This window comes from Enterococcus mundtii (genome assembly GCF_003957375.1).
GTDB lineage: Bacteria > Bacillota > Bacilli > Lactobacillales > Enterococcaceae > Enterococcus_B > Enterococcus_B spodopteracolus.
In genome coordinates, this window is record NZ_CP025473.1 from 1,774,033 (window position 1) to 1,792,264 (window position 18,232).

13 protein-coding genes are annotated in these 18,232 nt (G+C 39.6%); 4 read left to right on the top strand and 9 right to left on the bottom strand.

Translation table 11 applies throughout. The features are described 5' to 3' along the window. Window positions 1-5: 5 nt before the first annotated feature. From CYK55_RS08660 to chvE, 7 genes are all read right to left on the bottom strand, one after another. Window positions 6-704 carry an L-ribulose-5-phosphate 4-epimerase gene (locus tag CYK55_RS08660; protein WP_034687798.1) on the bottom strand — a complete coding sequence of 233 codons (699 nt, stop codon included), beginning with the start codon at window positions 702-704 and terminating at the stop codon, window positions 6-8. Then, on the bottom strand, window positions 698-2,302 hold the full coding sequence (locus CYK55_RS08665) for a xylulokinase (protein ID WP_034687800.1): 1,605 nt from the start codon (window positions 2,300-2,302) through the stop codon (window positions 698-700). Before CYK55_RS08665 ends, CYK55_RS08660 begins: the two co-directional genes overlap by 7 nt. A 284-nt stretch (window positions 2,303-2,586) precedes the next feature. Beyond that, window positions 2,587-3,675, bottom strand: a complete 1,089-nt coding sequence (locus CYK55_RS08670) for a GntR family transcriptional regulator (RefSeq protein ID WP_034687801.1) — start codon at window positions 3,673-3,675, stop codon at window positions 2,587-2,589. Window positions 3,676-3,852: 177 nt separating this feature from the next. Then, complete coding sequence (locus tag CYK55_RS08675) at window positions 3,853-4,176, bottom strand: PTS sugar transporter subunit IIB (protein ID WP_126134199.1); 324 nt, start codon at window positions 4,174-4,176, stop codon at window positions 3,853-3,855. Between the two features lie 12 nt (window positions 4,177-4,188). Then, window positions 4,189-5,391 (bottom strand): multiple monosaccharide ABC transporter permease, encoded by a 1,203-nt coding sequence (gene mmsB / locus CYK55_RS08680; protein ID WP_034687805.1) that lies wholly within the window; start codon window positions 5,389-5,391, stop codon window positions 4,189-4,191. Continuing rightward, window positions 5,391-6,923, bottom strand: coding sequence for a multiple monosaccharide ABC transporter ATP-binding protein (gene mmsA, locus CYK55_RS08685; protein ID WP_034687808.1), 1,533 nt, complete (start codon window positions 6,921-6,923; stop codon window positions 5,391-5,393). Before mmsA ends, mmsB begins: the two co-directional genes overlap by 1 nt. Before the next feature lie 310 nt (window positions 6,924-7,233). Then, window positions 7,234-8,325, bottom strand: a complete 1,092-nt coding sequence (gene chvE, locus CYK55_RS08690; RefSeq protein ID WP_034687809.1) for a multiple monosaccharide ABC transporter substrate-binding protein — start codon at window positions 8,323-8,325, stop codon at window positions 7,234-7,236. Between the two features lie 226 nt (window positions 8,326-8,551). On the opposite strand from chvE, the gene CYK55_RS08695 reads away from it, so the two are divergent. From CYK55_RS08695 to CYK55_RS08710, 4 genes are all read left to right on the top strand, one after another. Further along, window positions 8,552-9,517 (top strand): ABC transporter substrate-binding protein, encoded by a 966-nt coding sequence (locus tag CYK55_RS08695; RefSeq protein ID WP_126134200.1) that lies wholly within the window; start codon window positions 8,552-8,554, stop codon window positions 9,515-9,517. 8 nt (window positions 9,518-9,525) lie between these two features. Beyond that, the gene (locus CYK55_RS08700) at window positions 9,526-10,974 is read left to right on the top strand and encodes a sensor histidine kinase (protein ID WP_126134201.1); all 1,449 of its coding nucleotides are present in this window, start codon (window positions 9,526-9,528) and stop codon (window positions 10,972-10,974) included. Then, window positions 10,967-12,553, top strand: a complete 1,587-nt coding sequence (locus CYK55_RS08705; RefSeq protein ID WP_126134202.1) for a response regulator — start codon at window positions 10,967-10,969, stop codon at window positions 12,551-12,553. The genes CYK55_RS08700 and CYK55_RS08705 overlap by 8 nt, the downstream gene beginning before the upstream one ends. A 112-nt stretch (window positions 12,554-12,665) precedes the next feature. Next, entirely contained in the window at window positions 12,666-13,322 is a 657-nt protein-coding gene (locus CYK55_RS08710; RefSeq protein ID WP_034687814.1) for a YitT family protein, read from the top strand. Between the two features lie 336 nt (window positions 13,323-13,658). Here CYK55_RS08710 and CYK55_RS08715 read toward each other — a convergent pair whose 3' ends face one another. Together CYK55_RS08715 and CYK55_RS08720 are read right to left on the bottom strand one after the other, a co-directional pair. Continuing rightward, a complete protein-coding gene (locus CYK55_RS08715; RefSeq protein WP_126134203.1) occupies window positions 13,659-16,799 on the bottom strand; it encodes an LPXTG cell wall anchor domain-containing protein in 3,141 nt (1,046 codons plus the stop codon). After that, window positions 16,765-18,216 carry an FAD-dependent oxidoreductase gene (locus CYK55_RS08720; protein WP_126134204.1) on the bottom strand — a complete coding sequence of 484 codons (1,452 nt, stop codon included), beginning with the start codon at window positions 18,214-18,216 and terminating at the stop codon, window positions 16,765-16,767. The genes CYK55_RS08715 and CYK55_RS08720 overlap by 35 nt, the downstream gene beginning before the upstream one ends. Window positions 18,217-18,232 lie beyond the last annotated feature (16 nt).

Sequence of the window (18,232 nt, forward strand, 5' to 3'; positions counted from 1 at the left end):
ATTTTTTATTTTTTTTGGCCATAATACGCATCTTTGCCATGCTTGCGTAAATAATGTTTATCTAATATTCGTTGGGGCAATGGTTCGGAAAAACTATTCAATTGGCGAGTAAATAAGTTCATTTTCGCCACTTCATCCAGTACAACGGCATTCATCACCGCTTGGGAAGCATCTTTCCCCCAAGTAAATGGTCCATGGCCATGTAACAACACTCCTGGAATTGCCATGATATCAATATTTCTATTTTGGAATGTCTCAATGATCACATTGCCGGTTTCGTGTTCATAACCAGCATCGATTTCTTCTTGTGATAAAAATCTTGCACAAGGAACGCTCCCATAAAAAGTATCTGCATGAGTCGTACCCATGGCAGGTAGATCGATACCCGCTTGTGCCCAGATCGTTGCCCATGTCGAATGCGTATGACAAATCCCACCAATTTCCGGGAAATGTTTGTAAAGAACCGCATGTGTCGGTGTATCGGAAGATGGATTTAGTTCACCTTCGATGACTTGATTATTCAAATCAACAACGACCATATCTTCTGCTTTCATTTTCTCGTAGCTTACGCCGCTAGGCTTGATGACAAAATAACCCGTTTCCCGATCAAATGCACTGACATTCCCCCATGTGTATTTGATCAGTCCCTGTTTTGGTAAAGCTAAATTTGCTTGATAAACAGATTCTTTCAGACTTTCTAACATTCTCTCACTCCTTCTTCCATTGATACGATCGCGGATACTTCGATAGGCAACCCTTTTTCATACAGCTTAATAAATTTTTCGTAACCTTTTAAATCTGCCTCTTTGGGATCGATTGTCAGACCCTCACTAGTTGAAAATACCTCTTTTGCTAAAAATTCTTCCAAAGTCATACCCTCTGCCGCTCGGAGATAAGCAGCTAATAAGGCAATCCCCCAAGCGCCTCCTTCTCCGGCTGTTTCCATGACTGTAACAGGTGCTTCCATCGCTGAAGCTAGAATCGTTTGAGCAACTTTCGGCGTTTTAAAGATCCCACCATGTGCGACTAAACGATCGATCGTGACTTGTTCGGATTTAAGTATCTCCATCCCTAGACGCATCGCCCCAAAAGCACTTGAAAGGTGCATCCGCATAAAATTCGCTAAATCAAACTTACTATCCGGCTGTCGCACGAATAATGGTCTGCCTTGTTCCATTTTTGTGATATTTTCTCCAGAGTGGTACCCGTAGCTGAGTAATCCTCCACAGTCGCCATCTCCTTGTAGCGCTTTCAAAAATAAGGTTTCATAAATCTGCTGTGTATCGATCGTCACACCAAGACTCTCACTGAACTCTTTGAAAATCTTGACCCATGCGTTGATTTCTGATGAGCAATTGTTTGTATGCACCATTGCCACAGGGCTTCCGTCAGGTGTTGTTACTTGGTCAATTTCTGGATGGATATTTACTAACTCTTTGTCCAATACGATCATTGCAAAAGCCGATGTCCCAGCTGAAACATTCCCTGTGCGTATCCCCACACTGTTCGTTGCGACCATACCGGTGCCGGCATCCCCTTCTGGTGGGCAAACAGGAATCCCTGCGGTTAAATTTCCCGACAGATCTAAGAGCCTTGCTCCTCTTTCAGTCAACGTCCCTGCAACCTCACCAGCCAAACGAATTTCTGGAAGGAGCGTTTCTAAAGGTTGCATAAAACCTTCTGTTTGTGCCAATTGATCAAAAATAGCAATCTTTTGTACATCATATCCCTTCGTTTGACAATCAATCGGAAACATTCCAGAGGCATCTCCAACTCCTAATACTTTTTGTCCGGTCAACTGCCAATGGATGTAGCCGGCTAAAGTTGTAAAGTAACTAAGATTTTGTAGATGTGTTTCTTTATTTAAAATTGCTTGATATAGATGGGCAATGCTCCAACGCTGTGGGATCGTATAATGAAAGGCATTGCTCAGTTTTTCCTCTGCCTCTGCGGTAATGGCATTGCGCCACGTGCGAAAAGGAACAAGCAATTCATCGTGCTGATCGAATGCCAAATAACCATGCATCATTGCGCTAAAGCCGATAGCTCCTATCGTAGTCAGTGTCGTGTCATACTTTTCAGAAACCACATCGATTAATTGCTGATAACTCGATTGTAACCCCTTCCAAACCTCATCAAGTGAATAGGTCCAAATACCGTTTTCTAACTGGTTTTCCCAATCGTAACTTCCAGCTGCAATTGGCTCATAGTGTTGATCGATCAGCACTGCTTTGATTCTCGTCGATCCTAGCTCAATGCCTAGTGCTGTTTGCCCTGTGCGAATCGCTTCTATTTGTTTCAACCTAGTTTCTTTCGCTTCGATGTCAAACGCCCCCTTTGTTTCTCTTTATGATAGTTATAGTATAAAACTTTTTGTACGTACATGTCAACGGAAATATAGTTATCTGTTCGTACATAAATCTTTTTTTATTTTTCCTGCTAAATTCACATTTGCCATATAAAAAAGGCAAAGAGAGCAAATTCCTCCTCTTTACCTTTTTAAGAGCAAATACTCTTGCTAGACATTGACTAATGTTCATCAAATAAATTTTTATCGTATCTGGTACACTTATAGTTTCCCCTTAGCTACTCGCCATTCTTTGCTGCACCAACTGAAGCTCTGATCACCAACCTAGGTTCATAGACGATATTTTCTCCTTGATTGCCTGTTTGGATCGTGTGAATGATCCATTCTGCCGCATCTTTCCCCATCCGCTCTTTTGGATGAGTTAAAGTGGTCAGTTTCACTGCACCCATCTGACTCAACGAGGAATCATCATTTCCGATGATCGACAATTGCTGCGGTACTTGATAACCCTTCGCGATCACTTCATCAAGCAACTGGCTAGCAACTTGATCGTTGTAACAGATGATGCCGGTACTTGCCGTTTCCTTTAGCTGTAAGAGGACTTTTTCACCTAGTTTCCCACGTGAATCAGTCGTGTAGGTGAGGATATCTTCCGGCGAAAATTGGATACCGTAGGCTTCGCACGCTTGAATAAAGCCTTTCATCCGATATTTTCCTTGTAAATCATCGATTTTCGTGATGAACAGTAATCGCTGATGACCTTGCTGGATCAAATACTCCGTCCCCTTAAAGCCAACTTTTACATCGTCGACACAAATCGAGGCGACCGCTAATTCTTCATAGACAGCATTGATCATGACCATCGGAATCCCTTGTTCTCTCAATCGGACATAGAGCGCAAGGTTCGGATTATATTCATTGCTTTTTGTTGGCTCTACGATTAAGCCATCTACACCAAACTGCAACATTTTTTCCAAGCAGTTTTTTTCTTGTTGATGATCATTATTCGTACTCGCTAATAAGAGTGAATATCCTTGTTCACTCAACGTTTTTTCAATTCCTCGGATGATCGAAGGGAATATATAATCCGATAAATACGTCGTGATCACGCCAATCGTCTTTTGGTTTTTTCTACTTTCTGATGTTTTCTTATACGCGTCATCGACATATGTTCCAGAGCCTTTCTCTTTACGCAGATACCCTTCATTGACTAACAATCCAATCGCTTGTCTTACCGTATGACGGCTGACTTGATAGTCTTTTTGTAATTGGAGTTCAGGCGGTATCGGTTCATTTGGTTTGAAAATTTGGTCAATGATCTTATCCTTTATCTCATCTGCGATCATTTGATATTTTGTTTTATCCATAATTACTTTGCCAATCCTTTCACTCCGACGTAAGTTGTCCGAACAATTATATGATATCATTGTAGCACAACTTGTTTTGGAAAGGCTTATTAACAGGAAAAAATATCTGTGAGTTTCTTTTTGTTAGCGCTTTGTAAGGAATAACTGCTCTGTTTTCAGCTTTTAGTTCAAGTGATTTCAAAAAAATTGTAAGATATCTGCTAAGACAGATTCTCCATCAAATGTTTCGTAATCTTCTTTCCGAATCATTTTGTAAGGAACAGCTTTCACCGTCAGAAAATCTTTTAATCGTTCCAATTCATATTCTGATTGTGGACCGATCATCAGTCCGTCAATCTGCTGGTTTTGGATTGCCTGCTCTGCCACGATTGCTGGTGCAGAGTATACATGTAGCGGTACACCTTTTTCATTTGCTGCATTTTGGATATTTTTTACTAGCAGACCTGAAGTGATCCCAGCGGTACAAATCAATAATATCCGTTTTTCCTCTGTCATTTCCATCTGTTCGCCACCTTAAGAAATTTTGCGTTTTTTATTGTAAATATCCAATACGACAGCTAGCAATAAAATCAAGCCTTTGATTGCTTGTTGCCAGTCTACTCCGACCCCCATGATCGACATCCCATTGTTCAGCACGCCCATGACTAACCCACCAACGATTGCTCCAGTGATCGTTCCAATTCCTCCAGAAGTCGAAGCTCCTCCAAAGTACACAGATGCCATCGCATCTAATTCAAGCGAAGTCCCTGCCTGAGGAGTAGCAGCGTTTAAACGTGCAGCTAAGATCAGTCCTGCTAAAGCAGCCATGACGCCCATATTCACAAATACCCAAAAAGTTATTTTCTTCGTCTTGATCCCAGATAATTGAGCAGCTTTCAAATTACCACCTGTGGCATAAATTTGTCGTCCCGCAACTGTCCGATTGGTCAAAAATCCATATATCCCAACAATTACACCTAAAATAATCAATATTACTGGAAATCCTTGGTATGAAGCAAAGATATAACTTAATCCTAAGACAAGAACAATCGTCAATGCCGCTTTGATCAAGAATGCGTTCAATGATGGTACTTCAAATAAATTTTCTTTTCTTCGCGCTCTCGCACGCCATTGAGCAAATACTAAACTAACAGCTAACACGACACCTAAAATCAACGTCAATAAGTGCATTCCAGGAACACCAAAGATATCTGGTAAATACCCCGTCGAGATTTTTTGGAAACCTCCAGGGAAAGGAGCTAAAGATTGCCCTCCTAATACAACCTGTGTCAAGCCACGAAACATCAATAGACCGGCAAGTGTCACGATAAACGCAGGAATCCCTACATAAGCGACCCAAAAGCCTTGCCATGCGCCGATCACCCCACCGACTAATAAACATAAAGGGACTGCGAGCCATGGGCTGATGTTGTTATTGACCATTAACATACCCGCCATCGCTCCTACAAATGCCATGACTGAACCTACCGATAGATCCACGTAGCCTAAAAGCACGACCAACAACATTCCCGCAGCCAAAATCAAAATATGGCTGTTTTGCAGCACGATATTCGTTATATTCAGCGGTCTTAAAAAGATCCCGCCGGTCATTAGTTGAAAAGCGATCAACAAAGCGACCAAAATAATGACCATACTATATTTACTAAAGATATCTAAGATCTTTTCTTTCACATTCCAAGCTTTTTTTTCCTGACTTTTTTTTGTGACATTTTCCATCAGCCCACTGCCTCCTCTTCTTTTGTCATCAGGTTCATCAATAACTCCTGATTTGCCTCTTCTCTAAGCACTTCTCCCGTCATTTTCCCTTCATTCATGGTATAGATCCGATCACACATACCGATGATCTCAGGTAGTTCAGAAGAAATGATACAGACACATTTTCCTAAGGCAGCCATTTCTTCAATAATTGTGTAGATTTCATACTTCGCCCCGACATCTATACCACGAGTCGGTTCGTCCAGAAATAAAATTTCCGGTTCTGTCATCAACCATTTAGCTAAAACGACTTTTTGTTGATTCCCACCACTTAAACTACCCACGTTTTGGAACACATTGGTGGCCTTGGTCCTCATTTTTTTCCGAAAGTTTTCTGCTTCGATCACTTCTTTTTCTTGATCTAAAATGCCACTTCGACTAATTTTTTCGAGACTAGCAATCGTCGTATTTTCTCTGATGTCCATCAAAAGATTCAAGCCAACAGATTTACGATCTTCGGACACATACGCCAACCCATGATCAATTGCTTGAGAAACATCTTTGATCACTAATTCTTTTCCGTCTTTAAAAACCTTGCCGCTGATATTGCTTCCATATGATCGACCAAAAATACTCATGGCAAATTCAGTTCGTCCTGCTCCCATCAATCCGGCGATACCAACAATTTCTCCTCGTCGAATCGAAAAATCGATATGATCATTGATGATTCGGTCGGTTGTCAATGGATGGTGGACCGTCCAATCCTTGACTTCAAAATAAACCTCGCCGATATCAGGATGACGATCAGGGTAACGATTCGTTAAATCACGACCAACCATCCCCTTAATGATCCGTTCTTCACTGATTGCTGTATTTTCTAACGTTTCGATCGTTTGGCCATCTCGTAAGATTGTGATCCTGTCCGCCACCGCAACGATTTCATTCAATTTATGCGAAATGATGATCGAAGTGATTCCTTGATTGCGAAACTCCTTGATCAAGGCTAACAGATTGGCGCTTTCTTCTTCATTCAGTGCTGCTGTCGGTTCATCTAATATGAGTAATCGAACATTTTTAGAAAAAGCCTTCGCAATTTCCACCAACTGTTGATGCCCGACACCGATTTGCGAAACTAAGGTATTCGGATCGATTTTCAAGCCCACTGTTTTTAGTAGATTTTCTGTTTTTCGTTCAGTCAAGTTCCAGTCGATCATGCCATGCTTTGTTTGTTCGTTCCCTAAAAAAATGTTTTCTTTGATCGATAGATAAGGACTCAAAGCTAATTCCTGGTGGATGATCACGATCCCTTTCGCTTCACTATCTCTAAGATTTTTAAATTGACATACCTCACCGTCATACATGATTTCGCCTGAATAGCTGCCATAAGGATACAAGCCGCTCAACACATTCATCAATGTGGATTTTCCTGCACCATTCTCGCCACAAAGGGCATGGATCTCTCCACGTTTGATACGGAGATTGACATTGTTCAACGCACGAACACCAGAGAATTCTTTGATGATTTCTTTCATTTCTAAAATATAATCTGCCATTTTTTCACTTCCTAATCGAGAGTGTGATAGTAGCGCTCAACTTCGAAAAATAAGCGAAAAAACTAAAATTTATTCTTCAAATTTTGAGATCTCACGCTTATTTTTGAAGGAGCTACTACTGAAACACTGTTTATTGAGGTTATGCCACAAGCATTTTGACCTTAGCAATAAGAGAGAAAATTGAAAAATAGTTGGTTATATTTCTCCGATTTTTTGCTTAATGTTGAAGGTCAGCTTCTAAACACCGTTTATTCGGTTCTAAGGAGTACAAGAGGACAAATGTTCCAAAGCCCTTTTATTTAATGCCCTCTTATTGGCCTAAATCACTTTCACTGTAATACTCAGTATCGATCAGCTCTTGTTTGTAGTTTTCTTTATCTACAGATACAGGGTTAGCTAGATAAGTTGGAATAACTTTCACGCCATTATCGTAGGTTTCCTCGTCATTGACCGGCACTTCTTTATCATTGTTGATTGCTTCGATCATCTCTACCGTATTATCAGCTAGCACCCGTGTATCTTTAAAGATCGTTTGTGTTTGCTCTCCTGCAATGATAGATTTCACTCCAGCAATCGTTGCATCCTGTCCTGTGATAACTGGAAGTGGTTTGTCAGCTGAGCCATACCCTACTCCTTTTAAGGAAGAAATGATCCCTAAACTAATTGGATCGTAAGGAGAAAGAACCGCATCTAGTTGTTCATCTGTATAGTTAGCACTTAATAAGTTATCCATACGTGCTTGTGCGGTTGAGCCATCCCAACGAAGCGTCGCGATTTGATTGAATTTCGTTTGACCTGATGAGACGTTCAATTGTTTGCTGTCGATATAAGGTTGAAGAATCGACATCACACCATTGTAATTGATCAATGCGTTGTTATCGTCAGGTGAACCGCCAAATAATTCGATCGTAAATGGTCCAGCACCATCTTTTAAGCCTAATTTATCTTCGATATAAGAAGCTTGTAAAACACCTACACCAAAATTATCAAATGTTGCATAATAATCGACATATTCAGAGTTCATCAATAAACGGTCATACGCAATGACTTTGATATCCGCCTGATGTGCTTTTTCTAAGACATCTGTCAATGCTGAACCGTCAATCGATGCAATAACCAACGTATCAACTCCCTTTGTGATCATATTTTCGATTTGTGCCACTTGGTTTTCTACTTTGTCTTCTCCATATTGCAAATCTGTCTTGTATCCTTTTTCTTCTAGTTGCTTGACCATGTTGTCGCCATCTGCGATCCACCGCTCTGCAGATTTTGTTGGCATCGAAATACCGACGAACCCTTTTTCATCTCCGGCTGCACTGCCATCGCTACAACCAGCAAATACTGTTACTGACACTAATAAAAAAACAATTGCTACCAACCAATTTTTCCCAACTCGTTTCATGTGTGTCCCTCCAAATACTTATTTGATGAATTCATCATAGTTTAAATATAAAACGCTTTCATTGATTATTTTTCTGTGTTTCTATAAATTCCCTCGTAAACTTATGTAAACTTTTGATTTTTCTTCATTTTTTTTTGACGATTCTTGATTTTCTTACGAAATTGACAAACATGCTAATATGAAATTTGAAAACGCTATATGATATAGATAAAAGGGGAGATTCATTATGAAGAACAAAAGTTTTTTTATTCTGGCAGCTTTTTGCCTGCTGTTGACTGGGTGTGCTTTCAACTCTACTGAGCCTACAAAAAAAGAGTTGACCATTGGTTTTTCTCAAGCGGGCACCGAAAGTAATTGGCGCAAAGTTCAAAATCAGTCCATCAAAGAAGCACTAGAAAAACAAAATTTCCAAGTCCTTCACCGAAATAGTTACTCTGATCCAAAACAACAGATACAAGATGTGATGACATTTATTGCCTATCAAGTCGATATGATCGTGTTATCTCCTATCGAAGAAACTGGCTGGGATTCTGTTTTGGAAGAAGCCACAGAAGCGAATATCCCAGTCATCATCGTTGATCGCAACATCACAACGCAAAAACAAGATCTCTATTTGACCCATATTGGTTCAAGTTTCAAAGCACAAGGTAGTCGAGCTGGCCTCTACGTCACCAATCATTACCAGCAAAAAACACAAGAATCGATCCAAGTATTTGAGATACGTGGTTCAGAAAACACATCTCCCACTCGCTTGCGATCAGACGGCTTTTTAGAAACCATCGCTCGCGACCCAAGAATCCATGTCAGGCAAGCGATCACCGGAGACTATATTCGCTTAAAAGCCAAAGAACAATTTTCAAAAGCCATTGATGAGGGAAAACTTGAGGGAATCGATGTCATTTATTCTCACAATGATGAAATGACACTAGGTGCCTTAGATGCGATCAAGGAAAAAAAACTCGAAAAGAATTTTGTGATTGTCAGCATTGATGCACAAAAAGAGATAATCGATCAATTAAAAAAAGGAAATGTCAACTGTGTGGTGGAATGCAATCCTTTTATGGGTGAACTAGTAGCCAATACAGTCAAACGCTACTTCGAAAAGAAAGCGATTCCACAAGATATCTACGTTTCTGATACGGTGTTCTCAGACCAAAATGATTTTTCAACGATCCCACCGCGGGGATATTAGGAGGTAAAATGAAAAAGAACGAAAGCATTAAAGTACTACTTCGACATACAAGCTGGCTCATGTTATCTTTAGCAATCACGCCTTTGATCATTAGCATTGCACTTTATACACATTATCTTTTTTCCTATGAAAAAAGTATCCATAATATCTCGATTGCTAATCAAATCGCAAGTAACGTAGAAGAAACAATCATCGAAGAAGCTCTTGGATTAACTTACGGACAGATCACACCCGAAGAATTCCAACAGAGCAACCAGATCAATCGTATCAAAGAAGAAATCAGTGCGATCAAAGTCAGTACTCAAAACTCACAAGAATTAGCAACACTCAATATCGTTTTGCGCTCTCTTGATAATGTTTCTGACTATTTAGACAAAATCATTGCAAATATTTATCAAAAAGAAACATTCGCAGAGAATCAAGCATTGATGTTACATGTTGAATCTGCGGTCAAACTTGCTCATGACATCTTACAAGATTTTGTCAAAATCGAAATCGATGCAGCTTCCGTAAAAAGTGAAGAAGTTCGCAGTTCCTTAGTGATTCTCTCCACCATCGAGGCTGTTATCATCGTGCTGATTTTCCTATTGACAAGAAAGTTCAACACAAAAATGATGTACCAAATTCAACAGCCTATGGATGAAATGATCAAAATGGCTGATGCATTAGCAGAAGGACATTTAAATCATCGGATCAAAACTCCACAAAATAATGAGTTAAAAAAATTAAGTAATAGCATGAATGATATGGCTGATAACTTAGTGATTTTGTTAGAGGAAAATGCGTTGAAGCAATATAATCTTGCGCAAAGTGAAGTCAGGACATTACAAGCTCAGATCATTCCCCATTTTATTTATAATAGTTTAGATGCCATTTTGGTCTTGGCAGAAATGGGTGAAATTGAAAAAGTCAAAGAAATGACATATGCCTTATCTGACTTTTTCCGCATTTCATTAAGCCAGGGAAAAGATTGGATACCAGTCGAACAGGAAATTCGACATTGCGACAATTACCTGAAGATTTTGCAAATCCGCTATGGAGACCAATTATCTTATCAATTAACCATTGATCCAAAAGTCAATACTCATCCAATATTGAAAATGATTCTTCAACCATTGATTGAAAATGCGGTCTATCATGGAACTAAATTGGTACGTCGGCCAGGAAGAATCAATGTAAAAGCGTATATAGACCAAGAAGAATTTATCCATTTTTGGATCATTGATAACGGAAAAGGGATTACTGAAACCAAGTTAGAGGAGATCAACCAAGAACTCGCAGATGGTTTAGATACTAATTTCCATAAAGGATATGGACTCTTTAATGTCAACAAACGCTTGCTTTTGTACTATGGAACCGATGCAAGTATTAAGATTACTAGTCGGATCGATCATGGAACGGTCATCCATGTCGTTGTCCCTACAAAAAATATAGATAGGAATGAAGCAAATGTATAAAATTTTTATTGCAGAAGATGAACATTTGATTCGCGAATCATTGAAGAGAATCATCACTGAGTTTTCAACCTTTTTACCATTGGGCTCTATTGAAGATGCCAGCGATGGTGAACTTGCTTTATCAATGATTGCCGAGCAGAAACCAGATATCTTATTGACAGATATTCGTATGCCTTTTATGAATGGGATTGAACTAGCCAATGAAGTAAAAAAACTCTTGCCTGATATCCAAATCATTTTTATTAGTGGATATGATGAATTTACGTATGCAAAAGCTGCGATTCAACTTCAAGTAGCAGAGTATCTGTTAAAACCGATCAAACCTAATGAACTACAAAAAAGCCTAGAACAAATCATTCAAAAACTAGAAGCTGCCTCCTTATCGAAACAGTCTAAAGAAACAAACGGCTATTCCTTAGAAGTACAAAAAAACTTCTACTTGAATGCCCTGTTCAATAATCAGTTACTACTGTCAGAAGCAATTGAAGAAGGTCGAAAACTTGAACGTGAAATCGCCGGAAATAAATATATGGTTCTTTTGATCGCAAATCATACAAATAAATTTTTTTCAGATTATGATATTTTTCATGAAAAGATGGCTGAGCTATTCAATAACGATAAACAAATACTTTTTTCTTCCCTTTCTTCACGATTCATCAAACTATTGATTTTTGATCCAAATGAAGAGCTATTACAAAAAAAAGCAAATCAGGTTGCATTGCTTTCTCACAAAACATTAGGGCATACGACAGATGATTTGGTTATTGGAATCGGATACCCTGTGAAACGAATCAGCGAAATTCCACATAGTTATCAGACTGCTGTTCATTTGCTCAGTTATTTGAAGATCGATCCTAAAATAAAAATTCTTTCTTATTTAGATTATGAAAAAAAGCTTGGCAATTACGGACAATCTTTTGATCTAAAAGAAGCCATTCGTTTACTCAGAAAAAGCGAAATTTCTTCATTTGTTGAGAAGTTAGTTAAACAGACCAATCAACATGCCGATCCACTTTTCGTTAGGCATCTGATCATTAATGAGTTGAATGGATTAGTAACGATACGTCAAAACCAAACCAATCAAGTCGTTTCTTTTACCTCTACAGAAGAAATTCCGAACATTCTGTCAGACACGCCTCTCTTCGTCCAATACGTTGAACAAATGATTAACTTTTTAAAAGAAATGGTACTTGAGAATCACATGAATCAATATAAAGAAGTACTCGAACAATCCGTCACGTATATTGAAAACCACTATTTTGAACCAGAGCTTTCTCTTAAAGAAGTGGCTGACCATGTCCATTTGAGTAGCTCACATTTCAGTACGATTTTTTCTCAAGGGATAGGACAAACATTTATTGACTATCTTACTGAACAACGCTTGAGCATGGCTAGGCGACTTTTGCGGGAAACCAATTCAAAACTATCTGTCATAGCCTCAGAAGTGGGATACAATGATCCAAATTATTTTAGTTCTATTTTTAAGCGAAAAGAAAAAATCTCACCTAAAGAGTATCGAAAAATGAAACAAAATCGTGCACATTCTTTACAAGAAAATAATTATCTAGTCAACAAATAAGCAACAAACCCGCGTAATATTTTTTTCAGTTTAGTCTGAAAAAGTTGTTACTTTCTTAACTGGACTACTTGCTATAATTATAGAAATAGTGAAAAACGAAAGGAATACGCGTGTGAAAGCAGAAATAAAAAAATTACCTGTGATTATTGTTGGAATCATTAGTATTACTGTGGGACTAAATATGTTTTTGCTTCCACATCAAATTGCTTCAGCGGGCGTAGGATCAATTGGTTTTCTTCTAGAAATGGTCTTGTTGATCGACCGGACATTGATTGTTTGGGCAATCAATCTTGCGATGCTTTGTTTAGCTTTTATCTTTCTGGAAAGAGCAGTTTTTTTTAAAACTCTGATAGGTAGTTTGATATTTCCGATTATTTTAGCATACACACCGGCTTTGGTAATCACCCAACATTTCCCAATCGCTTTAGTCGCTGGCAGTTTTCTATTTAGTCTTGGAATATTCATTCTTTATCAAATCGGCGCGTCAAACGGCGGGGTTACAGTTCCACCATTGATTTTCAAAAAATATTTTGGGATCGAACATGCTCTAGGCGTTTTACTGACAAATACCGTGATCATAGTTCTAAACCTTGTGATTCTTGGGATAAGACAAGCGGTTATCTCGACCATCTCTATTTATCTCATTTCATTTTTTATGAAAAAACTATTACAATTTCAAACTCAATTTTTAACTATTAAGGCGATTGATTTAGTGAATGAGAGTTCGCCTATTCTAGATGAACAACCTAATAAAAATCTAGCAGAATAAGCATTGTAACTAATAGCTATTCGAAAACAACCCATGAAATCCAAAAATAGGAAACTATTTTCGGGGGTTCATGGGTTGTTTTGTATCGTTTTATTTTATCCATTCTCTAGTTAGAATGAGTGGAGTCAAAATGACCACTTCAAAATAAAGTGTCTGGACATCAGTCCTATCACCCACCTAAAACTGAATAAACAGCGGAAACAGAAGTGACATCATCGGAAATAAGGCACCATCTACTAAAACAAATTTGTGGATGGTGCCTTTTTTTCAAGGCTAAGTACTTATGTTCCGATTTCTTGCTTATCGAGGTAAAAGTACTCTATATTATCTTATTTTCTACTTTTTATCCTTATTTTCCTCTTTATTTTCTTGTTCTTCATCTTCCTCTTTGATAACACGTTCGACACGATCTTCATCCTTTTGTAATTCACGACGTTTACGTTTGAATAGTCCAAAGAATCCCGCAAAAGCAACAAGTATCCCACCAACAATTTTTCCAAACATCCCTGAAGTTGAACCAGTCTTAGGTAATTGCTTACCTGAAACATCTTCAGAGTCACTTGTCCCTTGTGTGTTAGTCGTTTGGTTATTACTAGATAATCCATCGTTAGAGCTGGTATCACTTAATACTTGGGTTCTTGCAATTTGATTATCTGTATAGGTTGTCTCAGTTGGTGTGGTACTACTTAAATCAGTTCCTCCACCACCACCGGTGCTTGGATTTACCTCTGGTGTTGTCGTGCCTAGGTCGACTTCTGGTGTGCCGGTACCTAGATCTGTCTCGCCGACTGTAACTGGGTCTACTTCCGGGATTGTTGTACCTGGATCAGTTTCGCCGACTTTGCCTGGATCTATCTCTGGCATTCCTGTATCAGGATCAGTTTCGCCGCTTGTGCCTGGTTCGACTTCCGGGGTACCTGTATCAGGATTAGTCTCTCCGCCTGTACCTGGGTCTATCTCTGGCGTTCCTGTATCAGGACCAGTCTCTCCGCCTGTACCTGGGTCTATCTCTGGCGTTCCTGTTCCTGGATCAGTTTCACCGACTGTACCTGGATTGACTTCCGGGGTTGTTGTACTTGGATCAGTTTCGCCGACTGTACCTGGTTCGACTTCTGGCGTGCCTGTTCCCGGATCTGTCTCTCCGCCGACTGTACCTGGTTCGACTTTTGGTGTGCCTGTTCCCGGATCTGTCTCTCCGCCGACTGTACCTGGGTCGACTTCTGGTGTGCCTGTTTCTGGATCAGTATCACCGCCTGTGCCTGATTCGACTTCTGGTGTGCCTGTTCCCGGATCTGTCTCTCCGCCGACTGTACCTGGGTCGACTTCTGGTGTGCCTGTTCCCGGATCTGTCTCTCCGCCTGTACCTGGGTCTATCTCTGGCGTTCCTGTATCAGGACCAGTCTCTCCGCCTGTACCCGGGTCTATCTCTGGCGTTCCTGTTCCTGGATCAGTTTCACCGACTGTACCTGGATTGACTTCTGGTGTGCCTGTTCCCGGATCTGTCTCTCCGCCGCCTGTACCTGGGTCGACTTCTGGTGTGCCTGTTCCCGGATCTGTCTCTCCGCCGCCTGTACCTGGGTCGACTTCTGGCGTGCCTGTTTCTGGATCAGTTTCACCGCCTGTGCCTGGATCGACTTCTGGTGTGCCTGTTTCTGGATTAGTGTCACCGCCTGTGCCTGGGTCTACCTCTGGCGTACCTGTTCCAGGATCACTAGTTTCTCCTCCACCGGCGCCTGGATCGACTTCTGGTGTAATTGTTCCTGGGGTAACTTGTGGATTAGTTGCATCCGGTATTGTTGCATCTGGTGAAGCTATATCCTTCATTGATGAAGAAATATAAGCAAACTCTCCACCAATTTGGTAGATATTAAAGTTCGTATCTTTCACAACGATCGTAAAATCACTGCCACTTCCATTTGCTCCGGTTAAATAGCCAGCATGCTGAACCCCATTGACCATGATTGGTTGAGCAACAAACTGATTATAAGACACACCGTCTACTGTTATATTGACCGTACTTATAACTGAAGAAAAGTTTGTCTGAGAAAGATATCCTGTTTTCACAGTTACTGCCGAATTCGCTGTAATCGTGTGTCCGCCATACCCGCCACCAGAAAACGTTGCTATCTGATTCCATCCTGCTAACCCAGCTGCGTCTTCGGCAAGATTACCATCAACTGCTCCCCCAGGACTAATACCTGATTGAGAACCACTATACGTTGGCATCGACATCTCATCTGCGTATACTGTAGTTGGATCAGTGGCTTTTTGCTCATCTAAACTAACGGTCACATATTCATATTTCAATGACTCGATCACTTGATCTTTTGCTTGGATTTCATAGTAAGTTGTATTTTCATCCGCTAATTGATCAACGAAATTTACTTTTACATTGATATTGGATTCATCTGTATTTAACCAAGAATCGGTGTTCTCAAAACTCCGTACACCGTGCAAGGATAAAGACGTTTTCAGGCTGTCGACTGTACTACCGAACTGGACAGGTGAGACCAAGTAATGACCACTGATCTCTAAAGGCAATCCATGTGTCGACGAAGAAAACGTGAAGTAACCATCTGCTTGATTTTTACCATGGTCGGTAGAAATAGACTCATCATGATAAACTGCATAATAGGTACTACCTTCATAAGCGATGGAAAAATTCTTCTCCATTGCATCTTCAAAGTCACTTTTGTTCTCATCCGTTAATTTTCCTTGACCATTTTCTGCTTTCACGTTCAAAGAAAAGCCTGTATCGATTTTCATATTTCCTAATACTGCACCATCATCCGCGGTAAAGTTGGTGCTTTCAGGTTTTGATTTAGATGAGAAACTTAAGGATTTTTCTCTCGTACTTGCAACTACTTTTGAATCTTTCCAGTTTGCAGAATCTTCATAAGCCTTTTCTTTGGATTCATATAAATGAGGAGAGACCGTTTTATAATTATCTTGTGAAGTTACCTTCACATTAGGATTTGCTTGGATCAATTGCCGATAGCTTGATATTTTCATTACTTGCGCATCACTTGTAGATAAAGTAGAAGTTTGGTAATAAACGTCCGCATCTTTGATTCCTAGAATTTGTTGGATATCATATGCTGTATGACTATCACTGACTTTAATCCCTTCTCCTTCATACATAGAAGAAAGTTTTTCTTTACTTGGTAGTTGATCCATTAGCTTAGCTACAAAGCCAGTATTTGTCTTCACACTGCTACTTTGACCTTTTTGTAAGGATTGATTCAATTCATCCACAGAAGTATGTTCAATATCTTGGATGGTCTCATCTTCAACAAGTCGCTTTTCGGACAAAGAGGAACTGTCTGCAGAGGCAGAAAGATTTGGAATCGTGACGCCACCGATAAATGCACCAGTACCTACTGTCAACAGTGCGCCAGCTTCAATCATTCGCTTTTGTTTTTTTGACATCTCTTTATCTGGTTTATTTAATTTCAATTGATCTTTCTTCTTTGCCATCATGACCACTCTCTCTTTCTTTTTCCCTAACTAAAGAGGCTAATATTTTTGTGAAACCTAGAGGATTCTTGTAGCCATGTTCAAAAAAGAAATCTGTAAATTCAATTTCTGGCACAGTCACATTTTTTTGGATGGCTAAACTGATGATATTGACATATTGAGAAATATCAACTGTTCCTAAAACCTGCAATCCTAAGATTTTTTTAGTTTGCTTTTCATATACAAGATAAATACTTGAATAATGATTTTTTTTATCTTTATCAATTGGTGAATATTTAACGATTGATTCATGTACAAACTGACCACCACGCTCTAGATAACGATTCTGATAATGTACCTCTTCTGCATCATATCCGAATTTTTTTGCTTGATTGAGTGTGATTCCTGTATTCGCAATGGTAAATCCATCCATATTGAATTTATAAGTTCCAGTGGTCATTGCTACTTCTTGCTTTTTCTCGTGGATATTGACAGCAGCGATCAGCCCTTGACGAAACGCATCGGAAGCATGAGGATTATAAATATTTTCTTTAGTCAAGTCCATATAAGTCGTAGAGCAATCCCCTACCGCTAATATCGAATCATCTGTTGTATACATGTACTTATCAACGACGATGGCTCCACGGTCACCGGTTTCGACTTGTCCAGCTAATAAGAACGAATTTGGTCGGAAGCCAACAGAAACAAAGACGCCATCTGCACGGATAGTTAAATCAGAAGAAGTTTCAACTTCGATTTTAGGACGACTCCAGATTTTTTTATCAATTGTATGGTAGCTTGTCACTTTAGTACCTAGTAATAGTTGGATACCTTCTTCTTCTAGTTGTTTCTCTACTTCGATTGCGGCATTCTCATCCAAATTTTTGTCAAGAATTCTTGCATTTGACTGGATCAAAGTGACTTTCATTTTTCGTTGGGCTAAGATACGAGCAATCTCTACACCGACCAGTCCAGCGCCAATCACTACCGCATGATGGGCTTCTGATATAAATTTTTCAATTGCTTCAGCATCTTTACGCTCTTTCAGAAGAAAAAGTGTCTCATTCAGTTTTCCGCCAGTTGGAGGAAGATTGGGATACGAACCCACAGCCATGATCAATCGATCATAAGATATTTCGTGCTCATGTTGACTTAAAACATTTCTAAAATTCAACGTCATCTTTTTCGCATCGATGTTGGTTACTTCTTTTTGAATGCGCAAATCCACTCCTTGAGCAATAATTTCATGCGGTGTTGCATAATTTGCTTGGGAGTGGATATCTTGATGTCCCATCAAAAACAATGGAATTGTTTGGGATACAAATGTTATTTCATCTTTTTTTTCAAATACGATTACTTCATCGTCTGGATATTCCTCACGAATACGAAGTGCTGCGGCAATCCCCGCGTGGTTTCCTCCAACAATTATGATCCTCATCAACTGCCTCCTTCGT

Coding starts and splice junctions, on each gene's coding strand:
- CYK55_RS08675 (WP_126134199.1), bottom strand. CDS start 4,176: ATGGAAATGACAGAGGAAAAACGGATATTATTGATTTGTACCGCTGGG.
- chvE (WP_034687809.1), bottom strand. CDS start 8,325: ATGAAACGAGTTGGGAAAAATTGGTTGGTAGCAATTGTTTTTTTATTA.
- CYK55_RS08670 (WP_034687801.1), bottom strand. CDS start 3,675: ATGGATAAAACAAAATATCAAATGATCGCAGATGAGATAAAGGATAAG.
- CYK55_RS08715 (WP_126134203.1), bottom strand. CDS start 16,799: ATGGCAAAGAAGAAAGATCAATTGAAATTAAATAAACCAGATAAAGAG.
- mmsA (WP_034687808.1), bottom strand. CDS start 6,923: ATGGCAGATTATATTTTAGAAATGAAAGAAATCATCAAAGAATTCTCT.
- CYK55_RS08700 (WP_126134201.1), top strand. CDS start 9,526: ATGAAAAAGAACGAAAGCATTAAAGTACTACTTCGACATACAAGCTGG.
- CYK55_RS08705 (WP_126134202.1), top strand. CDS start 10,967: ATGTATAAAATTTTTATTGCAGAAGATGAACATTTGATTCGCGAATCA.
- CYK55_RS08660 (WP_034687798.1), bottom strand. CDS start 704: ATGTTAGAAAGTCTGAAAGAATCTGTTTATCAAGCAAATTTAGCTTTA.
- CYK55_RS08695 (WP_126134200.1), top strand. CDS start 8,552: ATGAAGAACAAAAGTTTTTTTATTCTGGCAGCTTTTTGCCTGCTGTTG.
- mmsB (WP_034687805.1), bottom strand. CDS start 5,391: ATGGAAAATGTCACAAAAAAAAGTCAGGAAAAAAAAGCTTGGAATGTG.
- CYK55_RS08720 (WP_126134204.1), bottom strand. CDS start 18,216: ATGAGGATCATAATTGTTGGAGGAAACCACGCGGGGATTGCCGCAGCA.